This is a genomic window from Komagataeibacter kakiaceti JCM 25156 (genome assembly GCF_000613305.1).
This window is the reverse complement of the sequence record NZ_BAIO01000505.1, coordinates 1-1,641: the sequence shown is the minus strand read 5'-3', so window position 1 is coordinate 1,641 and position 1,641 is coordinate 1. Positions and strand designations below refer to the sequence as shown.

The following is a 1,641-nucleotide window of genomic DNA, read 5'->3' as shown; positions in this document are numbered from 1 at the left end:
CTTGCGCTGTATGCGGCGGCCCCGGACCTGCGCCGCCGGGCGGGTGGAAGCGTGTTTCCCGAACTTGATACCGCAACCCTTGCATCGCTGGAACTATACCTGCCACCGCTGGCCACCCAGCGCGCGGTGGCGCGGGAGATGGATGCGCGGCTGGCGCGCATGGCGGAACAGGAGCGTGAACGGACGCGCATGAAGCGTTGCTGCGCGAGTACCGCGTGGCGGTCCGGCAGGCCGCCATGGATGGCCATTTGCCCGGGTGAGCCCGTGGGGCCATCTTCTATACCAGCTCTTTACGCTCTTCTGTCATAACGGACCGTACGTGACATGCGGCATATTCATATCAGGAAGGAACAGGACAGCCATATGGAAGAAAACCGGAGCCGGACCCAGTACATCGGGACCTTTATATTCGTATGTGCGGTCCTGCTGTTTTCCGCATGGATTGAACAGTCATTCCTGTTCGCCTTTGTATGGGGCGGGATCCTGAGCATCACCACCTATCCCCTTTATTATCGGCTGGGTGAGCGCGGCATGGGCGACAGGCTGGCGGCCGGGCTGATCGCATCGGGAATTTTCGCGCTGCTGGCCGTGCCCATGATCGCCATGGCGGTCCGGGCGGGGATGGAAGTGCCCTCGCTCATGGCATGGGGGCGCGACGCGCTGCATGATGGAATTCCCGTCTCGCCGCAGGTTGGGGAAATTCCCCGCATCGGCCCGCGCCTTTCGGCGCTGTGGCAACGCTACCTGTCCGATCCCGATGCGCTGCGGCACTGGACCGGCGTCGCCTCGCGCATGTTCGCGGCCAGCGACGGGCGGGCCCTGCCGCACCGGCTCATGGAAATGACGGAAACCTTCGTCATCGCCACGCTGTCCGTCTATTTCTACCTTGCCGCATCACGGACACTGATGGCGGACATCCGCGCCGTGGGCCGCCGCTTTCTGGGCGACCGGGCGCGTGATGTCATCCATAACACCGTCGGGGCGGTGCGCGGCACGGTCGCGGGGCTGGTGCTGGTGGGGCTGGGTCAGGGCGTGCTGGTGGGGGTTGGCTACTTCATTGCCGGTACGCCCCACCCTGCCCTGCTTACGCTGCTGACGGCGGTGGTCAGCGTCATACCCTTCTGTGGGCCGATCCTGCTCTGCGCCACCGTTGTCATGACATTTGCGACCAATGGCGTCACACAGGCCATCATTGTCGGGGTGATTGGCAGCATCGCCTATGGCGTGGGGGACCATTTCGTCCGGCCCAAGCTGATCAGCGGTAGTACCAGCATCCCGTTTCTGGCGGTGCTGACGGCCATTCTGGGTGGACTGCATGTATTCGGCCTGCTGGGGCTGTTCATTGGTCCGGCGGTGATCGCGGTCGCCCTTTCGCTGTGGCGCACGGCGGCGGAAGAAGAACGTGCCACGCGCTAGCGCCGCGCCATCCGCCGTTTTGCTGTCCCCCTCCGCCATCTGGCGTATTGCGGACCTGTTGCGTGGCAGTGTCCAGCCTGCTGAATACGGGCCGGTAATTCTGGCCTTTACCGTGCTGCGCCGGATGGAACAGGCCCGTGCCCGCCCGGCATCCATGCTGGCGGCGGTGCGGCAGGCCCCTGACAGGCTGGCGGCGTTCGAGGCACTGCTTGCCCGCCTGCCCGC

The 1,641-nt window shown here is 65.0% G+C and carries 2 protein-coding genes and 1 pseudogene; all 3 read left to right on the top strand.

What is annotated here, in order from left to right; translation table 11 throughout:
* Positions 1 to 309, top strand: a pseudogene (locus JCM25156_RS29545) (hypothetical protein); the annotation flags it as partial.
* Between the two features lie 15 nt (positions 310 to 324).
* Positions 325 to 1,416, top strand: a complete 1,092-nt coding sequence (locus JCM25156_RS15910) for an AI-2E family transporter (protein WP_242402709.1) — start codon at positions 325 to 327, stop codon at positions 1,414 to 1,416.
* Positions 1,403 to 1,641, top strand: a 239-nt coding sequence (locus tag JCM25156_RS25315; protein ID WP_034960374.1) for a type I restriction-modification system subunit M N-terminal domain-containing protein, incomplete at its 3' end; no start/stop codon positions are given. The genes JCM25156_RS15910 and JCM25156_RS25315, both read left to right, overlap by 14 nt.

Bases quoted from the DNA above. Each gene is read 5' to 3' on its own strand.
- JCM25156_RS15910 (WP_242402709.1), top strand. From the start codon at position 325: ATGCGGCATATTCATATCAGGAAGGAACAGGACAGCCATATGGAAGAA.